The sequence below is a fragment of the Halobacterium sp. R2-5 genome (assembly GCF_011734195.1).
Lineage (GTDB): Archaea > Halobacteriota > Halobacteria > Halobacteriales > Halobacteriaceae > Halobacterium.
In genome coordinates this window covers 565295-586412 of record NZ_JAANTH010000002.1, presented here as the reverse complement: position 1 = coordinate 586412, position 21118 = coordinate 565295, and the positions used below count along the sequence as shown (strand labels likewise).

General features: G+C 56.4%; 21 protein-coding genes and 1 pseudogene. 15 read left to right on the top strand and 7 right to left on the bottom strand.

The genetic code is table 11. The annotated features are described in order from the left end of the window. Positions 1-5 precede the first annotated feature (5 nt). Entirely contained in the window at positions 6-347 is a 342-nt protein-coding gene (gene mnhG, locus G9C83_RS11705; RefSeq protein ID WP_167246319.1) for a monovalent cation/H(+) antiporter subunit G, read from the top strand. Positions 348-411: 64 nt separating this feature from the next. On the opposite strand, the gene G9C83_RS11700 is transcribed toward mnhG, so the two are convergent. After that, entirely contained in the window at positions 412-1035 is a 624-nt protein-coding gene (locus G9C83_RS11700; RefSeq protein ID WP_167246318.1) for an OsmC family protein, read from the bottom strand. A 463-nt stretch (positions 1036-1498) separates the two neighbouring features. Here G9C83_RS11700 and G9C83_RS11695 point away from each other — a divergent pair, with 463 nt between their 5' ends. The 4 genes from G9C83_RS11695 (at position 1499) to G9C83_RS11680 (ending at position 4207) form a co-directional block, all read left to right on the top strand. After that, positions 1499-2497: a site-specific integrase gene (locus tag G9C83_RS11695; protein WP_167246317.1), complete on the top strand. Its 999-nt coding sequence runs from the start codon at positions 1499-1501 to the stop codon at positions 2495-2497. Positions 2498-2630: 133 nt separating this feature from the next. After that, a complete protein-coding gene (locus G9C83_RS11690) occupies positions 2631-2975 on the top strand; it encodes a hypothetical protein (RefSeq protein ID WP_167246316.1) in 345 nt (114 codons plus the stop codon). A 43-nt stretch (positions 2976-3018) separates the two neighbouring features. Next, positions 3019-3372: a hypothetical protein gene (locus G9C83_RS11685; protein ID WP_167246315.1), complete on the top strand. Its 354-nt coding sequence runs from the start codon at positions 3019-3021 to the stop codon at positions 3370-3372. 178 nt (positions 3373-3550) lie between these two features. After that, positions 3551-4207: an A/G-specific adenine glycosylase gene (locus tag G9C83_RS11680; RefSeq protein ID WP_167246314.1), complete on the top strand. Its 657-nt coding sequence runs from the start codon at positions 3551-3553 to the stop codon at positions 4205-4207. Positions 4208-4253: 46 nt separating this feature from the next. On the opposite strand, the gene G9C83_RS11675 is transcribed toward G9C83_RS11680, so the two are convergent. Beyond that, complete coding sequence (locus tag G9C83_RS11675; protein WP_243838028.1) at positions 4254-5669, bottom strand: integrase; 1416 nt, start codon at positions 5667-5669, stop codon at positions 4254-4256. Between the two features lie 436 nt (positions 5670-6105). Here G9C83_RS11675 and G9C83_RS11670 point away from each other — a divergent pair, with 436 nt between their 5' ends. Continuing rightward, positions 6106-7437, top strand: coding sequence for a hypothetical protein (locus G9C83_RS11670; protein ID WP_167246313.1), 1332 nt, complete (start codon positions 6106-6108; stop codon positions 7435-7437). Positions 7438-8189: 752 nt separating this feature from the next. Next, on the top strand, positions 8190-8528 hold the full coding sequence (locus G9C83_RS11665) for a hypothetical protein (protein WP_167246312.1): 339 nt from the start codon (positions 8190-8192) through the stop codon (positions 8526-8528). 251 nt (positions 8529-8779) lie between these two features. Here G9C83_RS11665 and G9C83_RS11660 read toward each other — a convergent pair whose 3' ends face one another. After that, positions 8780-9577: a nucleotidyl transferase AbiEii/AbiGii toxin family protein gene (locus G9C83_RS11660; RefSeq protein ID WP_167246311.1), complete on the bottom strand. Its 798-nt coding sequence runs from the start codon at positions 9575-9577 to the stop codon at positions 8780-8782. Beyond that, on the bottom strand, positions 9574-10407 hold the full coding sequence (locus G9C83_RS11655) for a type IV toxin-antitoxin system AbiEi family antitoxin (RefSeq protein ID WP_167246310.1): 834 nt from the start codon (positions 10405-10407) through the stop codon (positions 9574-9576). The genes G9C83_RS11660 and G9C83_RS11655 overlap by 4 nt, the downstream gene beginning before the upstream one ends. A 163-nt stretch (positions 10408-10570) precedes the next feature. Between G9C83_RS11655 and G9C83_RS11650 the strand changes: the two genes are divergently transcribed. The 3 genes from G9C83_RS11650 to G9C83_RS11640 all read left to right on the top strand — a co-directional run bounded on the left by G9C83_RS11650 (position 10571) and on the right by G9C83_RS11640 (position 13406). Beyond that, entirely contained in the window at positions 10571-11281 is a 711-nt protein-coding gene (locus tag G9C83_RS11650; RefSeq protein ID WP_167246309.1) for a DUF429 domain-containing protein, read from the top strand. 224 nt (positions 11282-11505) lie between these two features. Further along, positions 11506-12348, top strand: a complete 843-nt coding sequence (locus G9C83_RS11645; RefSeq protein ID WP_167246308.1) for a GNAT family N-acetyltransferase — start codon at positions 11506-11508, stop codon at positions 12346-12348. A 371-nt stretch (positions 12349-12719) separates the two neighbouring features. Continuing rightward, positions 12720-13406: a uracil-DNA glycosylase family protein gene (locus G9C83_RS11640; RefSeq protein WP_167246307.1), complete on the top strand. Its 687-nt coding sequence runs from the start codon at positions 12720-12722 to the stop codon at positions 13404-13406. Positions 13407-13424: 18 nt separating this feature from the next. On the opposite strand, the gene G9C83_RS11635 is transcribed toward G9C83_RS11640, so the two are convergent. Beyond that, a complete protein-coding gene (locus tag G9C83_RS11635) occupies positions 13425-14375 on the bottom strand; it encodes a hypothetical protein (RefSeq protein WP_167246306.1) in 951 nt (316 codons plus the stop codon). A 467-nt stretch (positions 14376-14842) separates the two neighbouring features. Then, positions 14843-15220 (bottom strand): hypothetical protein, encoded by a 378-nt coding sequence (locus G9C83_RS11630; protein WP_167246305.1) that lies wholly within the window; start codon positions 15218-15220, stop codon positions 14843-14845. A gap of 1225 nt (positions 15221-16445) precedes the next feature. On the opposite strand from G9C83_RS11630, the gene G9C83_RS11625 reads away from it, so the two are divergent. The 4 genes and pseudogenes from G9C83_RS11625 to G9C83_RS11610 all read left to right on the top strand — a co-directional run bounded on the left by G9C83_RS11625 (position 16446) and on the right by G9C83_RS11610 (position 18617). Further along, a complete protein-coding gene (locus tag G9C83_RS11625; protein ID WP_167246304.1) occupies positions 16446-16877 on the top strand; it encodes a hypothetical protein in 432 nt (143 codons plus the stop codon). 89 nt (positions 16878-16966) lie between these two features. Further along, a pseudogene (locus tag G9C83_RS16280) lies at positions 16967-17206 on the top strand (A/G-specific adenine glycosylase); the annotation flags it as partial. Between the two features lie 172 nt (positions 17207-17378). Then, positions 17379-17885: a hypothetical protein gene (locus G9C83_RS11615; protein WP_167246303.1), complete on the top strand. Its 507-nt coding sequence runs from the start codon at positions 17379-17381 to the stop codon at positions 17883-17885. Positions 17886-17924: 39 nt separating this feature from the next. Beyond that, on the top strand, positions 17925-18617 hold the full coding sequence (locus G9C83_RS11610) for a hypothetical protein (RefSeq protein ID WP_167246302.1): 693 nt from the start codon (positions 17925-17927) through the stop codon (positions 18615-18617). Positions 18618-19048: 431 nt separating this feature from the next. On the opposite strand, the gene G9C83_RS11605 is transcribed toward G9C83_RS11610, so the two are convergent. Beyond that, positions 19049-19684 carry a hypothetical protein gene (locus tag G9C83_RS11605; RefSeq protein WP_167246301.1) on the bottom strand — a complete coding sequence of 212 codons (636 nt, stop codon included), beginning with the start codon at positions 19682-19684 and terminating at the stop codon, positions 19049-19051. A 799-nt stretch (positions 19685-20483) separates the two neighbouring features. Here G9C83_RS11605 and G9C83_RS11600 point away from each other — a divergent pair. After that, complete coding sequence (locus tag G9C83_RS11600) at positions 20484-21101, top strand: site-specific integrase (protein WP_167246300.1); 618 nt, start codon at positions 20484-20486, stop codon at positions 21099-21101. The last annotated feature ends 17 nt before the right edge of the window (positions 21102-21118 follow it).

Below are 21118 nucleotides of genomic sequence, written 5' to 3'. Positions count from 1 at the left end.
CGCTGATGGCCGCACTGGGAACGATACAGACGTGGGCGGTCATCGTCCTCGTCGTCGTCGGGTCGTTCTTCCTCACGGTCGGGACCATCGGCCTGCTGCGGCTGCCGAACGTCTACAACCGCATGCACGCCACGAGCAAGCCCGCGACCATCGGCGCCGTCGCCATCTTCCTCGCCGGCTTCGCGTACTTCGGCCCCGGCGGCGCCGGCCTCCCGTCGCTCATCGGCATCGTCTTCCTCTTCCTCACCGTCCCCACCGGCGCGCACATGATCTCGCGAGCGGCCGAACGCACCGGCGTCCCCTTCCTCGGGTCGGTGACGTGGCCCGGCAAGTCCGACGACGACTGACGAGCTGCGTTCGGTACGCGCGACAGCTGCGACTCCTCCCGGTGTCGTTCACCGGACGATTCGGTCAGTCCGCAGTTCCGGACGTGCTACCCACGGTGACGGCCGGGTCCATGTCGTGAGCGAAGTTCATCAGCGACCAGACCGGGGAGCGCTTCGCACCGGCGGCCAGAACGTCCGCGTCCGCTTCCGAGAGATTCTCCCCGCTAACCGCTATCTCGACGTCGATGTCGCCGAAGCTCTCCTCGGCTCGGTCGACGTCGTGAATCATGAGGACGACGCGCGGGTCGAAGTCCAGTCGGACGGTCGTCTCGAGTTCGTCCAGTTCGATGTCGTTGGCCAGCGCCGTGACGCCGACAACTACGTTGAGACAGCCAGTGAGCGCTGCGAGCGCCACTTCGATCGGCTCCATGCGGTCGGTCGGGTCGACGAACCCGGCGGCCTCCTCCACCTCTCGCCACGCCCCGAGTGGCAGCGTGTACTCGCGCGTCTCGCGGTGGATGTCCTCCCCGCCGAGCGTGTACTCGTCGACCTTCGCTAGACTGTGGAAGAGCCGTCCCTCGTACGGAGCCCGGGCTCCGAGTTTCATCTGAACGTCCTCGGGGTTCGCCGTCGCGTACTCGACGAACTCGTGGAACTTCTCGAGGTCGATACCCTGCTTCACCGCTTCAGTTGGTTCTGTCGTCGACATTGTTTCCCCCTCCGTGCTGATCCACTGCGAACAGCGCGGTCCCGTCCGGACGGCCATTCGGCTGTGGATCAGTCGTCCTACGCCCCTATCAATAATGAACTTTCGTTATGTATCCGTGCATCTTAGCCGATGTTGTGTACCACATGCAGCCCCAATCCGGCCGAGTAGGGTTCGCTATCGGCTCTCGAATCGACCCCACGCGTTTTCGCTCTACGAACGGCCCGCGAAACTACTCGTGGGGCGGGACGGAGTTGAACCGGAGGAAGACTCGCTACGCTCCTCTTCTGGAATTCAACGCCTTCCGACCGAACACACTCGAGAACGACCGCGATCGACACGCTCGTCGCTCGCGGTCGTTGCTTCGGTAGAAGTGGGTCGGGGCGGGAAAACCGCGAGGGGCGCACCGACTCTTCGACGCCGTTCGAGCGCCGTAGGGCCTCTCTCCTGGCGGTCTGTGAGAACAATGAACACGGACAAATCCGATCTGGAACCGCTCGACCCCGAGATGGCGGCCGAGCTGTTCCTCGAACACAAGGCGACCGACTGTACAGAGGCCACAGTTCAGAATCACCGCTCGCGGATGAAGCACTTCCTGGAGTGGTGTGACGAAGAGGACATCGACAACCTGAACGACCTGTCGGGGAGAGATCTCCAGCGATACCGTCTCTGGCTCGCCGACAACGAGGACCTGAATGCGGTGACGATGAAGAACATGACGTCGGGGTTCAGGGTCTTTCTCAAGTGGGCCGGGTCGATGGAGGCCGTTCCCGAAGACCTCTACACGAAGCTGATGATTCCGCGCGTTCGGCGGAGTCAACAGAGCAACGAGGACATCCTCGAAGCCGAGCGAGCGGAAGAGCTCCTCACGTACCTCTCGCAGTACAAGTACGCCTCGATGCATCACGTTCTGCTCGCGCTTCTCTGGGAGACTGGAATGCGGATGGGGGCCGCCTACTCAATCGATCTGACGGACGTGGACTTCGACGAGGAACGCATCGAACTCGTCCACCGTCCCGAAGCCGGTACGACGCTGAAGAACGGGAAAAGCGGTGAACGGTTCGTTGCGATCTCATCCGAATTGTCGGAGATGCTGGACGACCACGTGGACGTGCTCCGTCACGACGTCACCGACGACCACGGACGAGACCCGTTGCTTACGACGTCACAGGGCCGGATGAGTCGCGGTTGGATGCGACGGAAAATCAACCAGGTCACCGCACCGTGCTACCTCAACGAGCCGTGCCCGGACTGCGAACAGGGTACTGACAGGAAATGCCCCGAGGCTGTCAGCCCACACGCGATTCGTCGCGGCAGCATCACGCACTTCCTTACCGAAGACGTACCCACCGAAATTGTCAGTGACAGAATGAATGTGAGTCGGAAAGTGCTCGACAAGCACTACGACAAGCGCTCAAAGGAGGTGAAACTAGAGCAGCGACGCGGCTACCTCGACGAGATCTGAGAAGATAATCCGAGCACCATCCGCCGCTCATTCTTTGGCGGTCGGTTCGACGTACCTGACTAATAGACATCTCACGCCGACGAAAACCATAGCGGGGCACGAGGTTATTCATCTCCACTACCTGTTCTCTCGTATGGCAGCGACTAGTCTGAGCTCTGAATGGTCCGTAGAATGGGCGATCGTGAAACCGAATGGCGATGGTTTCTTCGAAAACTTAGTGCTGGACCGAGAACAGGCAATTGAGTACGGTGACGAGATGGTGATGTCGCTACGGGTGGACGGCTCAATCCTACGCGAGCGAGGAATCAACCCTGAGGAGCCGTTCGCCTGGAGAATCGAAGACGGCGAGCTGATAACTAAGCAGATTTCACGGAAGACCTTCGAGGAAGTCGCGGAGAGCGACCGCGATGACGCCGGCTACGCGAAGCGCACCCTCGAACACCGGGCTACACAGAGGCTTCGGAACGCCCGGGAGTGACTAACAGAAAGTACGCACGACTGCCGCGTCTCGGACAGACTGCATGTCGTCGACTGCTCCGAATACGAACGGTGACGGTGAAACGACGATTACGACCGACGACGATTCGTTGAGCGAAGTCGGTCGAGACCTCCTCCGAGCAGAACTGGAACGCGTCAGCGAGGAGGACATCCGCGATGCATTCCGCGAAGCCTCCGCGCGTCTCGCACAAGGGGAAGAACTGACCCGTGACGACATCCGCGCGATGCGCGAAGCCGTCCAAGAAGCAGAACGCGTCCTGGATCTAAGTGCCCGAGCTTCCGCGGAGGCGACATCGTTCCCGGATCCATGGGAGTTCCTTGACGACCAATCTCGGGCAGCGTACGTCGACGAAGTCCAACGGCGGCAGGATCTCTGAAGGCGACCAGAAGACGGACGGAATACGAGCACTTGCTCGTATAGCTATCAACGGATCCGCACATGGCCACGCGTGTCCGTGTGCCTCGAAGTATTTCGAACGTCTGTAGGCGGCATTAGGGGATGCGGACGACCGGTGCTGGTATAGATTCTTTACTGATAGCGCGGCCAGGGTCCATATGAGACGCGTCGATCGGACGTTCGTGGAACCGCTACTCCAGTGGTATCAGGAGCACGGACGCCACTCACTTCCGTGGCGAGCGGACGAGCGTACATCCTTCGAGGTTCTCGTCGCGGAGATACTGCTTCAGCGGACGACCGCGTCGGCGGTATCCGGCGCGTACGTTCCCTTCGTCGCCCGGTATCCGACGCCGGAGTGCGTCGTCGCCGCACCCTCGCACGAGCTCGCAGAGCGAATCGCGCCGCTTGGGCTCCGCAAACGAGCGCAGTATCTGGAGCGCTGTTCCTCGGAACTGTTAGCGCGGTACGGGGGCGACGTCCCGAGGAGTCGAACCGACCTTGTTGCGCTCCACGGCGTCGGGGAGTACACGGCCCGCTCGGTGCTCGCCCACGCATTCGACGCGGAGACGACGGCAGTAGATACGAACGTCCGACGTCTGGTGTCTCGCTTCTTCGGCATCGACCCGGACAGTGTCGGTATTGACGTCCTCGCCGATGCGATCGTACCCCCGGAGCGCAGTAGCGATTTCCTCCACGCGATGCTGGACTTCGCGGCAGCGGTATGCACGGCGCGCTCCCCCGACTGCGACGACTGTGGTTTGGAATCCGACTGCCGCCACGCCGCTTCGCAGAACGAGCCCGCGCACTCAACGTGACGATTCGGGGTATTAAGCCAGAGCCGGTTGTTTCAGTCGGACGCGATTAGATGACTGCACCGGGAATCAGGGCGAGCGCATGTAGGTTGAACGCGACCATGCCCACGAACAGCGAATACGCGGCAGCACCCTTCGCCATCCGCTCTCCGTTCGGATGAAGCGACGTACCGGGCTTGGCGGTCAGCGTTTCGAGCTCGCGGCGGAGACGGTCTACGAGCAACTGGCCGACAGCAAAGCCGGCAACGGCGAACAGCATCCCAGGGTGTAAGACGCCCGTGGACCCGTCGGTGAGGTCGTCGAGCGTCATCTGACCGTCCGGCGTGTCGCTGTCCTCGCTTGACGACTCCTCGGACTCGTGCTCTCTGTTGAAGTCCATCAGCGCGTTCGTATCGACGGACCCGTCCGCGCTTACGAACATGTCCACGAGGACGTTGGCGTCAATGGTCTCGTCAGGGTCGCCGTAGTCGTCGAAGATCTTCTCAAGCACTTCGAGCCGGTGTTGGCGCTTTCGTTCCTCCGACCGCCGGTCGTAGTGCTCGTTCAGTACCGGGACGGAAACATCGACTCGGTCGGCGAGCAGCTCCTTGGAGACACCGCTCTCGATCTGGTGTTCGATGGACCAGCGGCGCAGCGGATGCGGGCTCTGGCTCGACGGGCACTCCGAGGCTTGCCGACTGATCGTCGCATCACACTCGCCGATGTCGCGGTCGTGCGGACACTCGCCGGTGTACGTACACGGCCGCGTGAGTTTGTAGATGTCACGCCGAATCGTCGTGATATCCGGCCGACCGTCCCTCGTCGTCAACAGCGGCCTGCGGCAGAACTTGTCCGTCACGTCATGGCGCTGCGGGCTGTCGAGATACCCCTGGATCACGTCTGCGAGTCCCTGCGAGATGTTCTGGGTCCGTTCCCCGTCGCTGCCGTTTTTGAGTGGCGTCCCGCGGACGTCCGGTCGCTGTGGCTCCGGTCGGTGTCGGAGCCGGATGACTCGCTCGTCTACATCGACGTCCCTGACGTCGATCGCGCGAACCGCTCCGACCCTGTCTCCGAGTTCCTTCATCAGGCGGAACTCCACGTGCCGACGCGAGTATGGCTCGTGCGCTTCGAGGAATTCGAGGATCGAATTTACCTCCTCGTCAGTCGGTTTCTCGTCCGACACGGCTTCGTCGTCGGGGACGTTTGGCATCGGCGTCTTCTCGGGGACGTCGGGGTACACCGCCTCGATTTCGACGCAGAACACGAGAAACCGCCGCAGAACGCCCATGACGCCGTTGAGGCTGACGGTGTTGTTGTCCGAGGTGTTCTTGCACCAGCTCCGGAATTTGCGTAACTGGCGGCCCTGGACGTCATTCATGTTGTCGATGCCGGCCTCGTCAGTCCACTCGACGAAGATACTGACACCGGTCTCGATCGTGCGGCGAGTCGCGTATCTCGCATCTTCCCGACGCTCGTCCAGATACATCGCTTTGGCTTCCGCCGGACTGATTGGTTCAAGCCTGTGCTGTCGCATGGTTGAATCAAACCGGCATATTAACCAGTCAAATAAAAACCCTCGCCGTATGCACACCACTCGTGATACATCAGAGAGCAGAACTCGGAATGGCGCTGATTGTTCCTAGCAGACCTGAGATGGATTCTTGATTAGCGCCACAGGGATCCGGGGAATGAGTGTATCTACCGACACCATCCAAGCGGCTTCGCTATCAGTCGTGTTCACCACTCTGAGGGAAGACGTACAGAGCGGCTAGCTATGCGTTGATGGAAACGCGATACAAGAGTGAATTGCGTAGGATGTCTTGAGCCGTTGCTTCATCCGACGCGAAAATGTCCCATGTGACTGATTCCATCCGACACTGTGAGGGCAGACATTCTTACATAACCGGCTCATCACGTTCGACATGAGGAAGCGAAGATACTCACGAGAAGACGCGCTTGACCGGTGGTTATTCGCGGATATCTACAATGCAGCACTGCGAATCAACGATCCCGAACTCCGACTGATCGGTACGACGTTTCTGTTACTGACTGGTCGGCTGAAGATGCGGGTCAGCGAGGCAATGCACTTCCACGAGGGGTGGCTCCGCCGGAAATACGGATTAATAGAGCTCCCGGCGTTCGAACCTTGCCTGTGTAAGTACTGCCATGAGCAAGCCACCAAGAACCATACCCCCAAAGACCCCTACGACTCTGTTGAAGAGAGACACCTCCATGAGCGATATCGGACGAAAAACAAGCGGAAACGCTTCGTCCCCATTTCGTGGTGTCCGCGAATCGTCGCTGCAATTGAGGCCTACGTCGAAGAGATCGGCGTATACCCGAGCACGAGCAGAACAGCCACACGGTTACTACAGAACCACATCCTGCCGAATGCAGAACTCCTAGAGCCGGGAGATGTTGACTGGCGGGGGCTGCGTGCGACAGGTGATACGTTTTGGGCTTTTAGCAACCTCAACACGAAAGCGCGAGCAGAAATCGGCGGCCATCGAGAAACCGAGCTCGGAACCTACAGCGGTGCCTCTCCCCTTGGGTTGGCGAGTCAAGTTAGAGAAGCGCATGGGCTGGCTCCACTAGAAATTTCGACGTACGATCCAGTAACCGATCCGCCGAATCCGCATCCGCGAGAGCCCTTCGAGGATCCGCGGAACGTCGATCCACTGGCGAATTTCGACCCGCTAAAACGGGCTCCGGTGTTCAACCCGCGGTCAGACGAAGTCCCCGCAGACGTTGAGTTCACGAAGGACGACTTCGACGTGCTAGCCCTTGACAGGAACGAGCCATCCCTGGAAGAAATCAGAGGGGTCGTTTCTCGATACGAGTCACGGTTAGAAGGCGACCTCAGCGAAGCACCGACAGATCCACTCAAAGAGAGTTACGAGACGGAGATGTCGGACAGTCAGTTCCCTGGCCAGTCGCTGTTAGAGGAATATTCGACAGAAGACGACACAGATACGTTCCGAGCCGAGACACCGCTCGTAACATTCGCCCTCAAATACACCGCATTCGTGGAAGCGACCGAGACGAGGTTAACTCAGCTCTGGACTGCCGGTACCGACCGGTCCTTCCTACCAGACAGTGAATCCACGTTGAAACGCGGAGCTGTCGCACTTCCGCTAGCCGTACTCGCCTTCACAGCTACAGCAGTAGGCGTAAGTTCCGGAATCCTTTCGACCGGGAGCACCTCTTCAGACCTCTTCGCACTCATGGTTGCAGCCTACGCAAACACCCCGTAGGTCAGGCTGTTGTCGCTGATTTCTGGATGTTGCCGGATTCGCGCCCGCCGTTCAGAACGGAATCCTCCCCTTGACAAGCGACACCGTTCCCGACGGCCTCTACGATTCTTCGAAATTCCATTGAAGATACCACCCTGCGTCCAAAGTCCCCAAAAGAACTAGAGGAACTCAACGCTGGCCTCTCGTGGCGCTAGTACGCATATTTGATGGGTAGCTACTTCGGTACTCCTGAAAACTCATCTTTCGGGCCACCCCCCGGCCAGAGATGATACTTTGGAGTATCATACTTTGAAGTACAATTATCGGAATCACCACTGTGTAAATTCCAGCGATCGCCACTCAGCTACGACGCGCTGTCGAATCTGCAACGGCGCGCTGAGGAATCACGATAGACGCTACAGAACGGCAACGAGCGGCCGTCAAGTACGCACTCGTCTCCCCGGATCGGTTCCGGCCAATCAGTCGAGGAAACGGCCAGTAAACGAGGCGATCTTCCTGGTTCACTGTCGCCGATCTCGTCACCGCTCTCTCGGAATCCGACGACTATCACTGTCCCTGTAGTGCGGAAAACAGCCTACACCAGGTCCATGACGTGAGTAGCCCCTTCGCTACCATCGACTTCGTACAGCCCTCGATACAGAAACCTAATCAGAGCCATGAACAGATCCCATGCAGCCAATCCCACGGTCCTCCTTGTTCGTGTCCAACATCCTCCAGTCGGATTTATCCGGTGTCCTACCGTTCCCATCAATATGTCCGGTGAGGCGTATCGCGTCCAAGAGAACACTGGCAATCCAGCACACCCCTCCATAGAGGACGTCATAACCCTCGCGCTTGACCGAGCTGCCGATCCACGACCACCTACCCATCAAGAGAGTCACTTCGACGAGTACGTTCGGGACGCCGTCGAGCACGCCGGCGAAGCCGCCGTCAAGCAGGCGATCCGACTGTCCCTCACCGAAGGGTTGACACACCGAATGGCCGGTCGGGAAGCGTTCGGCGGCGATGACTACGTGCACGGCATCAACGTCGGCGTCGCCGCAACGGCGTATCTCCGCGAACTCAACGGCGATCACCCTGCGGATCCCTGATCAAGCAGCCTGAATCCCTTCCGCTCAAAGAGCCACCGGAGGATGTCTACCGACGTGGTCGTGACCGTATCCACGTACGCGTACTACCACAACTGGGAGAAAGACAACCTCGCCGATCCTGGTCTCCCCGAATAGCACATCGTTTTCGAGGCGCACACGACGGGGACTTGACCATGCCGTCGCCCATCTCTAGGGCTAGCGTTGCTATATTCAAGCAGCGAGAGAATCTCGCCGGTACGGCGGGGCGGATGTCACGTCTTCGTTAGCGACTCAACGTATTCGTCGAGTACGTCGTAGACGCGGTCGAACTCGGGAAGGTCAGCTACCAGATCAGGCAGCGTGTTCCGCCACCCGTCGCGGATCTCGTCCCGCTGCTCCCGGGGAAGGCCAGCTTCCAGATTAATGTCTAAGCCATCGTGTTCACACTTCCGCGAAAACGCCGGAAGAATGACTGAGTCATCAACATTGGCCTCCGTAATCATCCGAAAGAGGTCGTAGTAATCCCGGGCCTGTGACCGCTGATAGAGCGCCCGTAACTTCTCGGCGAAGATCTCCTCTAAGCTGTACGCAGTCAACTCGAATTCTGGGACGTCCTCGTAACGGTGGTGATGAGTCACGGAGTCAAACGCCACGTATTCGTCGATCATCACGTCGAGACTCGTTGTGTTCTTGTGACTGAGCACAGCGGTGTACTGGATGTCGATATCGACGTAGTGCGTCGGATACGCTTCTTTCTGCAGTTCCCGGTGCTTGGTCACCCCGAAGTCAATCCCGGAGGCTCTCGTCGCGTCTGCTAATGCGTCCTGCAACTCCGCTTCAGTCCCGTGGTACGCCCCCTCGACACCGAAATCGAGGTCTTCCGAATACCGCCACGTCTCCGGGAAGTACAACTTGCTGAGCGCAGTGCCGCCCTTGAACAGCAGGTTGTCACCATAGGAGCTCGTGTAGATCGCCCAGAGAATCCACGAGTTGACGTAGTTCTTCTCCGCGTAGCTGAGGCGAACATCTAATTCTCTGGCCTGCTGTCGGAGTTGCGCTTCGGAGATCATGAGAAGTCCTCCGGGAGGAACGATTCGGGGGTGACGTTCAGGCGGAGCTGGTACTTACTGTCGCGGGTGCCCTTCGCTTCTCTCGTCGGATCGAGCAGCGGGTACCCAGTCGTGAAGTTCTCGACGAGGCTCTCGTACTTTGGCAAGTCGATGTTCAACTGGTCGGCGAGGTAGACGAGTCGTTTCGTTGCGGCACCGTTCCCGACTCGCCGCAGGTACTCAACGACGCGCTCCCACGAACACCGCGTGTCGACCGCGTTCTGCAGTGCCTTCGCAAGCTCGCTGATACCCCCACAGAACTCGGGATGGTCGGCGCAATCGACCAGGGTTTTCTCGATGCTCGATATGTTCACCTGGTTCGATCCGACCGCCGTCGGTTGATAGCCGAAGAACTTCTGCTCCGTGACGGTCACGGGTCGATACGTGACCCCGTGAATCTCACGCTCCTGCGCGCGCTCTGTCGTCACGATGTACACCGTCCGAGGCACCTGCTCTGTCAGCCCGTGGTGATTCAATGCGCTCCAGTACCCGATGTACATCGGCTCTACCAGTGCTGACGCGATGACGAACTCGTGTTCGGTGTAGACAGCGTTCTCGCCCGCAGCGAGCGGCAGGATGAGATATTTTCCGTGCGCGATCCGCTCCAGCCAGCCTTTCTCCTTGAGGGCATACGCCATGTCCTTGGCCGACTTCCGAGAGATGCTGAGGACATCCGCGATGTCACTAATGGTGATGACCTGTCGGTTCTCGCTTGCAAGTCGTGACAGTGCTTGCGACTCACGTGTCGACAGGCTCTTTCGTTGAGTCTCCTCGTCGTTTGTTGAGTCCATAGCCGCTCAGCGTACATAGACTCTAAACCCCGTTATGGATAAAGGTAGCCGTTGAGAGCTAGTTCCGTGAAAGTTGTTCCTGTAACCGCTCAGCGTACACAGAATCTAAACAAGACTCCATAGAGTAACTGGAAACTAAGTGTGACCGTTAGTTCCCCCCTCTATGGATTCACACGTCGGCGTAGATTGGGCAAGCGGAACATGGGTCGTTGTCGAAGCGACCACAAAGACAACCGACATCGATACCGAACCCTCGCTGCTGAACGTCTGGCACGAGTATGGAGATCGGGCAAGCGAGATTCTGGTGGACATCCCAGTTCACCTACGAAGTGATGGAACCCGAGAGTGTGACCAGGACGCCAAGGACTTCCTCGGTTCTCGCGGAGGTACCGTCTTCTGGACACCGAACACCGACGCAGTGACAGCTGAGGACTACGAGGAGGCAGTAAAGAAGAACACTCGCGGATTGGGAAGCCATAGCTGGGGACTCATCCCACGTATCCAGGAAGCAAACGCTCTGCTGAATGAATTCGAAACTGCACGTGAGACGGTCTACGAGAGCCATCCCGAAGTCTGCTTCAAAGCATACCACGGCGACGATCTCCCCTCGAAGAAAAGCGACGCAGGCTTTGAAGTCCGGAAAGAGTGTCTCATCAAGAACGGAGGCGAATCCTTCCAACCAGTAATAGACCTTGTTAACCAGCGGCAAGCAAACAGCCAATGGCACCACCGAATCCAATCAGGTCGTGTCGACGACGTCCTCGACGCCGCCATCCTCGCACTAACAGCACGTGAATCATCAGGCGACTACTCGACCCTTCCAGATGATGCCGACCCCACCTGCGACCCTTCCATCGTCTATCCAGGCACCTGACCCGTTACCTGAGGAGCACGCTATTCTCCAAGAAACTCACTTCTCTGACTCCGTTGAATCCCTTAGAACCATATAGAAGTGTTATGCTGAATTCAGAAGTTGTATCGGTCACAAGGATCAACATGAATATCTGTTAGCATTAGGGAAAACTCATCAAGGCCGTAGTATGGCCAGAAGACCATGAGAGCAACAGATTTACCTCCATTCCACAGGTCTTCAGAATAATGGCTATTCTGGAAGGTGCGACGCGCTGGGGCGATGGCGACCCGACAACCGTTCAGGATGCCGCCGTTACCTGCCCTAAGTGTGGCGAAACGGTATTTGCGCAAACGATAGGCGATGTGACGTGCGATGCCTGTGACGAGACGTTCTACGCTAGCGACCATCGCTCAGAACCTTGCTCAGCGGTGGAGTGTGCAGATTGCGGGGAAGCGATCTCGTTCATCCAAGAACATCGCTGCACCATCGGCGAGTGGGAAGCGTACCACTGCCACCACTGCAGCAAGAACATCGCTATCGAAACCGACGACGGGCCACAACCACCGGAACGATTATTACAAGCAGACTGGGTACTGACTGGTCGGTCGCCGGACGACGTGGGGATAAATGTCACCGACGGGGTGTGGATGACTCGACCCCGGACTGCCCGAGAGGAGTTTGCAACAGAAGTCCTGAATATCGAAGCGAAGGCGAACGATTCCAGCTTCAACGCCTACATCCCCGGGGAAACGAACGCACATCTATGTTTTAACGAGGAGTACTGCATCGGCTACATCACGTGGAACTACGACAGCGAGCAACCAGAGCTCGGGCAGCTATACATCCTCCCGACATTCCGTGAGCAAGGTATCGGCTCCGCATTCGTCGAAGCCTGGCGGGATGACGTCGCTGGTTCAGATGCACGGTTTAACGTCAATAACCCGAATGCCAACATGTTCCGGTTGCTACGGAGCATCGGCGTAATTGAGGTTACGGAAGAAGGACCCGAGTTCCGTGGATGCGACATCACCGGCCACTGGTTCGATGTCCCCGGTGAATGGAAAGAACGGTCACCGAATACAGACTAATCTCAACCGCCATTCGGAACAGAACTCCGCCCTCGTGAGCGACGATGTTATTCAGGCCACCAAAGTCGCTTCTGTCTCGGTAGATCAGACCGCACGAAGAAGACGTACTGACTAACGCTGCGACCACACTGCGGACTATCCACCCTGTCTACCGCATAGGCTCGACAAATCATCAGCATTCGAGAGGTTCCACATGGCCAATTCTACACATCACTATTTTCGTTTGAAAAGCTAAGTTCAGGGTTGCTCAAGGGCCCAGCATAATGAACTCGGAGTTTGTGGAGCACATCGAACACCCAGAGTCCAGATATCTCCAAGAAGCTCAGCAAAGCGCCTATAACCGCGTCCGCAAGCGCTTGAATGAGCATCACATGAACGACGTTCCCGAACAGGTTCTCGAAAAACTCACCTACGCCTACTACCACGACTGGGAGCAGAACAACCCCTCCTACGTCTTCTTACTAGCTGACCCTGGAGTCCCAGGAGAACACGTGGTCTTTGAGGCGAACGCTTACGCTGACCTCGACACCGACGATTATCGAGAAAAGGTACACGTTGACCAGCGATTCGGCGCTCGATGGTTGGCAAAGAAAAGCTACACGGACTTCACTTCAGAATTCATCCAGCAGTGCCAGGAACGCGGGTTAGTTGATGTCGACACGGCGTGGTGGCAGTATCTGCTCTCTGGATCCTTCTTCGATGATTTCTACATGACGGATGTCGTGAAGTACCGAGAAAACAGTCCTTCCAAAGCCGCTCTTGATGCCTCAGTCCGCCTTGGTCTGATCCGCGAATTAGAATACATCGACCCCGACTTGATCTTCACCTTCGGCAGCCGAGCCTGGGACGCCGTCCGTACACACCTCCAAGCAGAGCCAGTCAGCGACATCGACGACCCATCCTCAATCACCGAAGTCCACGGGAAACTCCACCGAGCAACGAGAGAGTACGATGTCGAAATCCTTCCCTGCGGGCATATGAGTCCCCAGTTCCGTGGCGCACAGATCAGCCACGAAGAGTATATGGGGCGTATCGCATCCGGTATCAAGAAAAGTTAGACAGTCACGAAAGCGAACTTATCCGTCGTAGGAAGTCATTCGATCCAACATCCGCCGATGGTAGTCGCTAGACAGTGTCTCTAAGACTTCCTCTATTGCGACGACGTTAATCCCCCCTCTGGAGCCGCCACCACGTACAAAGTAGTATGCATCAGCACCGCGGGAAGAGTGGTTCCGCAGATCATCGACCACATCCGAATCGATACTGGACTTGTTCTTCACCTCACCTACGATAGGCGTCCCATCTGCCTCTCCCAGAATATCGAAACCTTGGTTCGTCCCAGTAGCGCCACCCGTCTGCATTAACGGGAAGAATTCTGACCGAATCACTCGAAGATACTCTTCGCAAAGCAACTCAGTCTGATCTCCAGTATACGAACCAGGTTCCATCTCAGGAAGCGTCTCTCCACGGTACAACGATTGAACCTGCGGGGAGAACGTTTCCCAAGGAGAGAAGGTATTCGGTGTCTCGTATTCGTTCAACCAATATCGATCTCCTTCAATGATCCGTGTTTCCTCTCCTAAGGGGACTACTTTGTAGAGGTGATTAGCAGCCGAGTCACCGAACGCACGCTCAGCGGCGTCTTCTTGCCCAATCGGGTACATCTCATAGCTGTCATCTCCAGAAGCGAACGCGTACATCGGCGTTGTATCAGGCTCAATCACTCCGATTTTTCGCTGCCCAGATGTGATTTTTCGTCCCTGAGTCCTCGCATCATCTGGAATCGAGATCTTCGATGCCAGACGTAATGAGCAAAGGTACGCATCAGAAGATTCGGCGGCTTTGCGCATCTGATCAAGCTGCCAGGCCCCTCCGTCATCGTACCGATCACTATCGAAACTCGCTCGCTCCTCGTAGTGCCCAACAACCCAGCCCCTGTCGTAAAAATCAACCAAGCGCTCAGAGCCGCCACTACAAGCCAGACAAGCACATCGCGCTTCTATCTCTGAAACAGATTGGGAAACCATAGACAATCATTCAAATCAACCTAGAAAGTATCTTTGGTGGACAATAACCCACCGTAGAGATCAGCAGTAACTGGTGACCCTCTTCAGGACTGCACTCGGCGTCCACCCACCACAATAAAGCCTCCAGTCACTCAGACTTTGATTTTGCTTCTCGCAATTGTTCTTTCTGGTTGGCTGACGCACCACGTTCGACGATTACAGGTTCTCCTTTTCCAGGCACTAGCCGGAGTTCCCCATCCTGAATAACGACATCGACAACATCGGTTTTGACCGGATCGATACCTCGGAGAAGATCGGGACCAGTAAGGTGAATACCGCACCCAAGAGGAGTGCCATCACGATGTCGCGTAATTCGTGCTGACCGAACAACTTCCGCGTCAGTTCCGTCCTCAGACATTCGACCCTCATTCGAGGAGTGGTGACACCAATTAACCGATAGAGGGGGTCGCCAGGCAGGTTCAAACGTCCTACTCGGAGGCAGGCCACGCGTGGCCGGGTTGTGGCGTGTCACGTTTGTTTCGGTGCTGGAATTCCGCCTGTCGAAGGTCTTGTCGCTCCAGATCCGTTTTGAAGAACTCAGCCGCACTCAGCTTCTCCTTGATACTTTTCGATAGCCGCCGCATCGTTCGCTTATCCAAATCAACGGATTCAGCGAGCCGTTTGAAATCTTCTGTCTCCGAAATTCGCGTACCATCCTCGTCCTGCAGGTGTGCGAAGCGATTGTAGTTGACGACGACTCGGATGACCGTTAACGCCACTTTCTCGATCCGTTTGTTCTGCCCGAAGTCGTCGAGGTTCAACAGTAGCATCGCTCGTACTGCCTCATCTCGCTGGAACTGAGTCACATCGAGTCGAGAACAGTATGCTTGGGTGATGCGTTTCTTGTCGAGTCGAGCAAGTCGCGCACTCAGATCCCCATCTGATTGATGCCGTCCCTCGTTATGTTCGGCGAGACGATCAGCCGGAGTTCGAAACCGAGAGAACTTCGAGTGGCGGTACCGCTCTGAGGCATTCCCAATAGATGTCTCTCCGACTGGCTCGTATCCAACAGCATAGGATTCCACATCGACCCCCCATGCCGGCGGCAGATCTCCGTCCCCTTCACCCTCGTGTATGGGTCCTGCCCGATAATCTAACCGGGCACCCGTGGTGATCTCCCGGATAGTATCGTCAATAGTGGCAGTCTCCCACACCGATTGACTCATTCATTAAACCTGCACCGGATGCGCTCTTTAATGCAGCGCTGCTGAACAGACCGAGGGACGACAGAATATCAGAACAGGTGAGGGGGTGCTTGCTTAAGTTTGGTTTAAGTATGGTCCTGCGACAATACTGTTAATGAGGGGTTCCCGGCTGAGGTGGCTCGGAGAGCCAGCGAGGGTATGCCGATTTTCCGGCCTCTATTTGAGGCCCTTCTCGATACCCTCTACCTGCCTTATGGCAGGTCACGAGGATTGGCTCGACTTCGTCAGCTAAGGGGTTACCTTTGGCGCTCGCCCGCGAAGGATTACACGAAGTGGCTTCGGGCCCTTTGACCCTATGTCGAGCGGCGTCAGATGATGACTCCCTGAATTGCGAAGGGTGTTCAACGTTCTGAGCAGCATCTTTGCTTCGGTCGATATCCTGCCGGAGTGAACTTGAGCCCAGAGCATCGTCACTGAGCGTAGCGTGTAGCCTGCCGGTTCGAGATCCCCCTCACCCGACGGCGCGATAGCGATTCTCGGAGACCGTTCGTCCGACTGAGCACACTTCGGTAGGGCCAGATCCGTCCTGCCGACCAGAGGATTCTACCCATGAACACGAAAACCACCAGCGACCAGCATCAGCGTCCAGTTGTGTCGTCCCATGCAGCAGACGAGTACGGCGACCGATTCGACAACGGAGATATTCCCCTCGCAACAGCGTGGGAACGCGGTGTACGAGTCGAAGCACCGGACAAAGACTACCACGAGGCTCGGCTCCACCCGTTGATGGACCTTCTGATGACTTGCAAGAACGGAGTTATCACGACCGTGATGTACGCCAGTAAGACACGGGTTCGAGCACCCGGTAAAGTCCGGTGTCAGGGGTGTGGTCATCCCCACGAACCGCTTCGAACAAACGAGACCTGCCCGTGGTGTGGCTCGACTGCCGAGGCTGGCCGGAGCAGCGGAGCAATCAGTATCACTCGGAAGGGGGGTGACTGAGATGGCGCAAAAGCAGGGACTCGCTGATCTCGCCGATCTTTCCGGGTCAGGCGACAATGTCCTCGTCAAAGCTCAGGTCACTTGTGAGCAAGACCTGGACAGCCATCGACCATACCAGAAGGGGCTCCTCTGGGACAAGTCGATGAACTACGGAGACATCCGAGCCTTCGTTGTCTACGACCCCGACGTTCGACTGGAACCCGGAAAGGTCTACGTCCTGAACGGCAAAGACCACTACTACGACCCCCGAGGCGAAGTCCAACTCATGCTCCACGACGGAGCCTACGTGAAGGAGCTCTACGACACCAACTCGTGAGCCCCCGACCCCTATATTTTATCCACCTCTGGTGTGCTCAGTCTTCGATTGGATTTGCTGGTTCCACTATCGCCCGGCCGTGTTTAGACCGCGCATTTGCAGAAATCCATAATGCGGACGATCCAGACTACGAAACTGTTGCGAATGCCCTCATGCCGCCTGGAGAGTCCCGAATCTGGAACAACGCGATTATGGAGCTCGGTGGCGTCGCCTGCGGTAAGAAACCACGGTGTGACGAGGCCAGTTGCCCGTGGCGCGTGACCAGATTCACTAGATTCCTGGTCCCTGAGCCCTCGCCACCACAAGTGAATTTTGAAAAAGGAAGACAGTATGGAAACTGTGGAAATGCTGTTCCAGCGTACCGGGTTACGTGCCCGAATTGTGGCCGTACTCCTGAAGATCTTCGTCTCGGTCCCGATGAGGATGGGTACGTCAGGCAACGACCAGCGGCAACACTGACCCTACTTTTTATCCTTGTGCCGTTCGCTCGTCCGATAACCCATGGTCGAGGTCGTGAAAGAGAAGCTATTGAGTGAGATTCGGTCTCAGAAGACTTCTCGACGGTTCCCGGATGATGAATACCAGAAGATAGTCTCCAGTCTTGAACAGGTCCCAGAGGATACTCTTAATGAGGATTTTGACGGTCTGGTTGCTGAGTCATTACCGGAGTATGAGTACGAATGGGATGCTAAATCCGGCCGCAACCCCAAGACCATGCTCTGGTATCCTGAGTTCAAGCATAGTGTCGACCTGTACCATCCAGAGAAACGGATTGCGGTCGAGGTTGAGAAGGCTCAGCGTAAGCGGATTAGCGATGATATCCTGAAGTTCATTAGAGGTGGGAAGACCCGAAACGGTGGCCGGGATGTAATCGAGTTTGGTTGTTTGATTGTTCCTACTGAACACCCTGAGTACGGCAATCTGTTTCAGCACTCGGTTACTACACTGGATTTCATGCGGAGTGTTCTGCACGTCGAGGATATCGCTGTAATCGGGTATCGGACCTGAGTGGGAAATAGTATATCGGATGCACAATATCTCTTGAGTGTGAGAAGATTGGGCGGGTCGTTCGAGTACAAGGGGTGGCTCGTAATCGGAGCGGTACTACTCTTTCTCACGTCGGTCGTAGTTTACCACCATACCAATCTGTACACTGCACAGGAAGCCGTGGCATTCGGCACACTCTTCCTAGCACTCATCACTGCGATAACGGCCTACTCCAGCCAACAACAGACGAAGTACATGCGGGAGGAGGTCAAGTTCATGAGGCGCCCTCAACTCTCAATCCACCACGAATCGTTAGAGGATGGTGGTGGATGGCTTGTCTTCGAGAATACCGGACAAGTACCCATAGAGGCCACAATACGAATCTCGCTTGCACCTACCTCAGACACGGAAGTGAGTGATCTGATTCTCGATGATAACCGCTCATACGATGAGTTGCCAGATGAGATAAAAGTCTACGAAGGTGGCGCGGGGGACTGGCGAGGCACCACAGAATTCCTCGAACCTGGTCAGAAGCAAAAGTACGTTATCGGTATGTTTGGGCACGAAATGGCAGCCCGAGAAGACGACTATGGACTAGAAGATTTCCACTGGGTGCGCTTCGACGGGGAGTTGACCTCTACGTTATCAGAAGACGATACACGGGACTTCCAACGCCTCTTCCAGTATTCTATAGACGACTCAAATGTGATTTTCTCGTCATACTCCTTTGAGGAAGCACGAAGCCGGGAATAAGAGATTTATCCCGGATGACTCATGAAATCCGGGACTGGCGCTTCCGGTGTGGTCTCCGATTCGAAACCGTCGTAGTACCCCGGATCCTGGTGGATACGTCGGTGGCACTCCCGACAGAACCGAACGACTCGTTCTAGCGAGTAGGAGATATGGTGCGTATCCATCAGATCGGTGTCCTGGGTCTCGTCGCATAGGAGGCACAGTTTTCCTGGTTGCTCTCCGGTCCGCCAATATCCCCGGAGACGACCGTGACGTGGTGGTGCGTCCCGCACTCGTCGCACTCGTACTCGTGTCGTGGGTGAACCAGCCGACGTCAAGGCTCGCGTCGCATCCTCGGCACGGAATCTAGACGTTCCCAGAGCGGGGGATTCGCTGATCAGCTGCTTGGACGGCCTCGGTGTTGGACAGTGCCTGAACTAAACGTGGTGGGGCTACGAATCAGAATCCAGGATATCCTTCGCCAAATCCTGCATAGAGGTGTCTTTGCCCTCCCAGCGAGCCTCCCTCGAAACAACTAGATTGTATATTCGTTCCTCCCGCTTTTCGATGTGGGAGTACCGGCTGAGGTTAAACATCTCCTTAAGGGATTCGTAAGAATTCGCCCTGTGGCATGCAAAGGCCGAATTGTATTCACTTGACCCATGGAAAACCGGGGCAGCACCCCGGTCAAATGATTCTACCAAGGTTTTGCCAACATCTACAGATTCGTGCTCGTGGGTCTCATACCCCTTGCAATCACCGATATCATAATTCGGGTCTTCTCTCGCCAAATCCAGCCGGGGGTATGTGACGATGATAGTCCACTCCGGGTCGTCTGAGAGGAGGATATCAATTTCGTCCACAGGCGTTTCGTGCCAACTTCCGAGATAGTCCACTGCGACCCCAAATCGAGAGTCACTACTCTCCCCCGTTATGATAGTCGGCCAGCCACTTTCCGTTGAAGACCGGATCTCAGCGGAATCAGATTTCATACGAATGAACGGGTCCGCGTGCACTGTTCGCTTGAGCGTATTCAGTTGGGTTCCCATTGGTATCGGGACCCCATTCTCCAGGTCAAGGATGCCCATTGAATCAACATTGGTCGTTCATCGTACAAGAATCTGTCACTGGATAGCCGATATATCCCGCTCGCGGTAGGTCCGGGTAATGACCGAGGATCAGACAGAATGCAACTGACGGAGGTCTATGGTGTCTTTTGCAAAATCGACGGAGAGTGAGGAAAAAGGCGATCCAACCACTGTGAATGTACTCTCTTCACCAGAAGGATAATTCCGGTGCGTATCTGTGTGTTCACTTCGACCGGTGTTATTGTGTGGCGACTGGCCCGTGTCGCATCAGTTGCCCGTCGTCGATGAGTTGTTGGAGGCCGTCTTTTGACGGGAATCCCCATGTGGCGTTCTCAACAGGGTCGCCTGGCGCTAGCGAATGGAAGTATGACGCATCAGGCCCGAACGCCAACAACCGCCGTTGCGTCCCACCGAAATCGAACAGTCCAAGGTCAACATACGGCCCCCTCAAGCCAATACTCGCTGGATCCCGTCGGTACCCCAGAATCTCCCTCGGTACCAACTCATCGATGGGTTCAACCGGGATCTCGAAGTTCCGGTACGTCACCGGTTCTCCAAGCGCAACATATCATGCCGCGGACTGTACCGCGTGCCCTCGGGGAAATCAATTCAGGGTTCCTTACGAGATCGCTTGGTGTGCAGGCATTAACGATGGGTTCCTGATTTAGTCTTGTCTGCTCGTCGTGTATTTCGAGGTAGATAGAAAACAACCCTAATAATTGAACTTTGGAGTCTACTTGTAAACTCCAAAGTTCAAGTGATTGTGGCACAGTACTGTTTATAAAGAGGATTGGTCAAAATGGGTGAGTACGCAAATTCCCAAGTTCGGGCGAAAGTGTGGGTGACTCCCAATCAAGTCGAATCACTTCGGTCGGCATGTTACGCGACTGGTGCAGAATACCTCCAACAGCGAAACGAAGCAATCGTCACGACGATGTACGATACCGGGCTCCGGGTAGGCGAGCTCGTCCAGATCGACATAGAACTCCTGCGGAACAACAACTCGGAACTCTACCTTCCCACGGACCTGCAGAAGGACTACCCCAATGAGAATTCTCCGCCACCGGTGACCCTTGAACTCACTGGCGACACGACACGTCTGCTCTCGGCGTACCTCACCAACCGATGGAAAGACACGCCAGCCCTCTTCCCGTCTCGATCCTCCGAACGAATTAGCGAACAAGGCGTGCGGAATATGCTTCACAAGATCGCTGAGGAGGCAGCAATTCGACCCTACAAACTTGACGGGAGTAGAGGTGACCCAAGCGACGTCACACCTCACGCACTACGGCACGGTGTTGCTTATCGAATGATGAACGAAGAAGACGGAAACACGCTGTACGATGTCCGCAACCGACTTCGTCACCGTAGTATTCAGACGACTGAACGGGTCTACGACCATCTACTGAAGGTTTGAAGGTGTCATAGACCTAT